We start from the raw sequence: 5079 nt of genomic DNA, 5'->3' as shown, positions 1-5079 counted from the left end.
AAAAACTTTCCCTATCTAACTTATGTCAGACAGGAGTATAGAGTATTAGCAGTCGTTTCCAACTGTTGTCCTCTAGTGTAGGGCAGATTAGCTATACATTACTCACCCGTGCGCCACTAACTCATAAGAGCAAGCTCTTACTTGTCCGTTCGACTTGCATGTATTAGGCACGCCGCCAGCGTTCACTCTGAGCCAGGATCAAACTCTCCATATTAATTACCTATCTAATAGATAGGATTTTTATTATGAAGTTTTTAATCAAAAAACTTTTAGTTTTTATATTAGTTTGTCTAATCTATTATTTAATCATAATAGACTGGCTCAATCGATCACTTGTTTAGATTTCAAAGATTGACTAATAGTTTAACAATTGAAAGTTAAAAGAACAACGATAAGAAAAAGGCTTTATTAACGTTGAAGTTAAAGGTGGTTTCTCGTTTCGTGAGCTGGAATTATATATGAGGGATGCTTAAAGATAGTTGAAATAATTGCAAAATATTTTATAAATTTAAATTTTATTTTTGAGGTATAAATTTGGAGAGCTTCCTTGCTCTCCATTTCGATTTAGCACTGCAATTTAGCAGTAAATTTACATCTATGACTACATAGGCTGTGTTACTTCGTCTTTGATCTCGACAGTAACAGTTGTTCCGCTAGTATCATTTGTATATGCGGTATAGCCGTCAGTTGATGCACCCTTTTGCCAGCCAGTATCTTTAAATTCTACTTTGTCTCCAGCATCAGCTGTTATTTTTAGCGTATTGTCACCCTCTGTTAAGCTTATGACATCACTTAGTTTTACGCTTAAAGTAGTATTTTGGCTCTTGTTAGAGATATTAAGCTCCTCAAAGTTATGTGCATGATCTGCGATGCTATCTAAATTTATAGATCTGCCTGGGTTGGTAATAGCTAATTTGTCATAGCCATCTCCGCCATCGATTTTACCATTTTCAATATTACCAACGGCTATAGTATCATCGCCAGCACCTAAATCTATCAATGATGATTTATTTTTTACATCTCCGCCAATAGTAACATTATCACTGCCAGCGCCAGTTAAGAGGGTAGATTTATCAAAATCATTATCAACGTTAATAGTATCAGCACCTTTTCCTGAGATAATCTTAGTGTCACCATTTATCCACGACTCAACAGTTAAAGCATTATCTCCGTCGCCTAAGTTTATAGTAGAGTTTGTTACGTAGTTACCAACATTTACTATATCATCCCCATCGCCAGTTGTAACTATACTTCCTTTAATATAATTTTCAACGGTTAGTTTATTGTCACCATTACCTAAATTTACACCATACTCTTCATTGGTTCCGGCTATTTTTCCACTAGCATTTAATATATAGCCGCCAACTTCTACAACATCATCTCCACTACCAGTTGCAACTTTAGAGCTATCTATGTTTGTGCCAACCGTTAATTTATTGTTACCATCACCCAAATTTATGTTAGAGTGATTTGTTATATAGCTATCGCCAGCGTGTTGCCATTTACCAACGGTTACAACATCATCGCCACTTCCTGCTGTAACTGTTGATTTGTCAATATTTGTACCTACATTTAGTGTATTGTTACCTCTACCTAAATCTAGCTTCGAGTCTTCATTTATCCAACCCCAGCCATGTTTATTGTTGACAGTTACAATATCATCACCATTGTCTAATTTAACTTTTGCGCCATGGGTAAATGTTTTAACATATATTTCTACAGTTTTCCCTTTAGCTGCTTCAGTGATGTTTTGATCACTCTTTCTTCCATGATCAAAAAGCAGGAATGTCTCATCTCCATTTCCATAAATAGCACTAGCATCCAATTTTGTTCGAGGTGCACCAGTAAAGTCAAACACTATTTCATCTTGACCTTTTTTGCCTATATTTCCAGCAGCATCACTAAAATAAGCCTCTGCAACATAAGAGTCACCATTAGATCCTATACCATAAACACCTATTTTACCGTTTTCCTGAACTTGGTTGTTTTTCATCTCGCCCATATAGCCTCTATCTATTTCAGCTTGAGATACTGGGCGCTCATGCCAACCAGTTTCATCCCATTTATAGTGGAATATATCGCCAGCTTTTACAGAGCCGTCTTGTGGGATGATCGCCTTCCAAGATAAGCGTCCAGGATGCTCATTGGTAAGATTTTCATTCCAGCTAAATTTACCATCATTGTTTTTATCCTCGATAAACTCAACTCTTGCATCCACTATCTTCGTATCAACAGTTATGGTTACTGGATCAGCTTCGGCTGTGTTGCCAGCTTTGTCAGTAGTTTTTACCTTAAGCTCATGCTCGCCGTCGCTAAGCGGAGTGCTTACTTCAAATTTCCAAGAACCATCAGCTTTTGCCTCTACTTGACCGATCTTGTTTGTACCATCAAAGATCTCTACAGTTGAGCCAGCTTCAGCCTTGCCTGATAGGGTTGGTGTGTTGTCATTTGTTAGGCCTTTTAGTGTTTTGCCTTCAACTGTCACATCATTGCCCTTAACATTGCCATTTACAACGCCACCCGTAACATCATCTGTAACGCTATCAAGCGTAACCTTAGTACTTGTATCTACTGTTATAGTAGCTGGGTCAGAGGCCTTGATCGCGTTTGTAGCTGGAGATGAAGCTGTGATACTATGAGCGCCTTCACCAAGTGGAGTGGCCGGAGTGATAGACCAGTTGCCAAATTTATCAGTTGTTGCACTGCCTATCTTAGTCGTGCCATCATATAGTTCTACTACTGAGTTAGGATCTGCTTTGCCGTTAAATGTCGGAGTGCTGTCGTTTGTTAGCCCTTTTTTAGTTACGCCATTTACTACTACGTCATTATCTTTGACATTGCCGTGATCTATACCGCCTGCAACATCGTCGATCACCTCTGTGATAGTGACAACATTTACGTTTGCTAAGAATGCATAACCTGTATTGCTTCCACTATCGTTACCATTTAGGTTAAGGTGGTCTGTGATAGTCGCATCAACACCAGTTGCATGGACATAATCTGACTTCAAAACGCCATTTTCATACATATTATATAGTGGCACGCCAGTTATTTCGATAGCGTTGTTATTTAGCGCTGGGATGCCTGCATGTGTGACATTGCCAGCTGCATCGACCTCGTCAAAAGTCACAGTGCCGTCAGCCGCTTTGTGAATGATAAATGCCTTAACAAATGTTGGCTCTGGGTTATTTGCTGGATATTGTTTTACACCAGTGTCGGCATAAATTTTGTTGTAGTCAGTTACAGCAACTGTTAGTTTGTCACCGTCCGAGAACACTTTTGGCAATGTTATGCGAGCTGTAGTGTGGCTGATATCGCCATCTTTTATAGCGTCAGCTACGCTTATGCCAGCATTTAGTGCGCCTGAGCCACTTCCTGAAACACTTGGATCATAAATTTTATTGCCTTCTATAAATTCAACCTTTGGAGCCTCCATGCTATCTCTAAATATCCATGTATCTCCACTAGATTTATCTGCATAGTCATCACCTTTTACGGTCACTTCTATACCACGTGAGTGCGTAAGATTATAGGTAGTTGTTGGCATATCGTGGATATCTATACCAAATTTCTCGCCAGCACCATTTGTAGATGTAAGACCTGATTTGATAACTGTCTTATCATCAGCTGAAGTGATCTGATCAACCGTCATAGAGCCATCAGCTGCTTTATGAACTAAGAAATATTTATAAGCAGTCGTATCTGTGCCACCTGTTTTTGCAAGAGAGGCTGCATCTGGTCCATATCCATATTTTACAGTTACGATATCGCCATCTTGAACATTCTCAGGTAGTGAGATGCGTGCTGTAGTGTGGTTGATATCACCATCTAGCATAGCTGTATTTCTATTTTGATTTGTTATTTGATCTGATTTTTCATTTAGAACATTGCCATGCTCATCAAGCTCAACAAATTTAACTTCAGCCTTACCAACATTTTCAAATTTAACACTTGAAGTAGCTTTAAGGGTTGTGCCTTCTAGCTCAGCTGTGATACTAGCTGCATTTCCGAGGGCTGTTTGATAGTGGTTATAGTCGTAGCTAACCTTTATGCCATTATCGCCGTCAAATACATTGTTTCCTTTTGTATCTATAACGCTTGTAATATTGCCACTAGCATCTTTATGAACTGTGTAATAGTCATTTATGCCAGTGCCTATAACGTGGATCTTGCTGCCGTCCTTTGCAAGGTTTGGTATGCTGATAGTTGCAGTAGCTTTCGCACCATCCTCAGCATAGTTCTCACCTCTTGTGATAGTGCCGTTGCCATCTGCATCATCATTAAATTTGATAGTAAATTTATCTGGAGCAGTAGTCTCGCCTGTGGCTGTATTGCCAGCACCATCAGTAGCCTTTGCGATCACTGGAGTGTCGTCTTTTGTCGCATCGTCGCTGATAGTGACCTTGCCACTATGTGGATCAAGTTTGAAAGTACCTGTTGGAGCTGTCGTCTTGCCAGGAGTGCTATCTACAACCCAGCCAGCACTTGGGTTTTTGACCACGGTTATAGTTTGCGTGTTACCACCATTATCTGTGTATGAAATTTCAACCTTTGTCGCGTCATTGTCGTGAGGCACTACATCAACTGTGCCGTCAGCTTTTGGAGTGAGATCTACCTGCGGCGGCACAACGTCTGATACTGGAGTAGTAGCTGGAGTACCATTGCCTGCATCATCTTTTGGAGTAACTTTTACCTCAGTACCTGGTTTTAGTGGTTCATTATTTGGTGTAGGAACAGAGAATGTACCATCAGGATTTACTGGAACTGTAACTGGGGTATGACCAGGAATTTCAACAGTTACAGTGGTATTTGGATATGGATTTGGAACCTTACCAGTTACTACTGTTGAAGTGTTGTTAATTGGATCTAGAGTTACTGTTGGGGTAGTTACGTCTGATACTGGAGTAGTAGCTGGAGTACCATTGCCTGCATCATCTTTTGGAGTAACTTTTACCTCAGTACCTGGTTTTAGTGGTTCATTATTTGGTGTAGGAACAGAGAATGTACCATCAGGATTTACTGGAACTGTAACTGGGGTATGACCAGGAATTTCAACAATTACAGTGGTATTTGGATCTG

1 protein-coding gene and 1 rRNA gene are annotated in these 5079 nt (G+C 39.8%); both read right to left on the bottom strand.

Translation table 11 applies throughout. The features are described from left to right. A 16S ribosomal RNA gene (locus F3G86_RS09185) occupies positions 1 to 214 on the bottom strand; the annotation flags it as partial. 387 nt (positions 215 to 601) lie between these two features. Then, positions 602 to 5079: Ig-like domain-containing protein (locus F3G86_RS09180; protein ID WP_188116450.1), on the bottom strand; the 4478-nt coding region annotated here is incomplete at its 5' end.

It is taken from the genome of Campylobacter concisus (genome assembly GCF_902460595.1).
In the GTDB taxonomy this organism is placed as follows: Bacteria; Campylobacterota; Campylobacteria; order Campylobacterales; family Campylobacteraceae; genus Campylobacter_A; species Campylobacter_A concisus_BL.
This window is presented reverse-complemented; position numbering and strand designations above follow the sequence as displayed.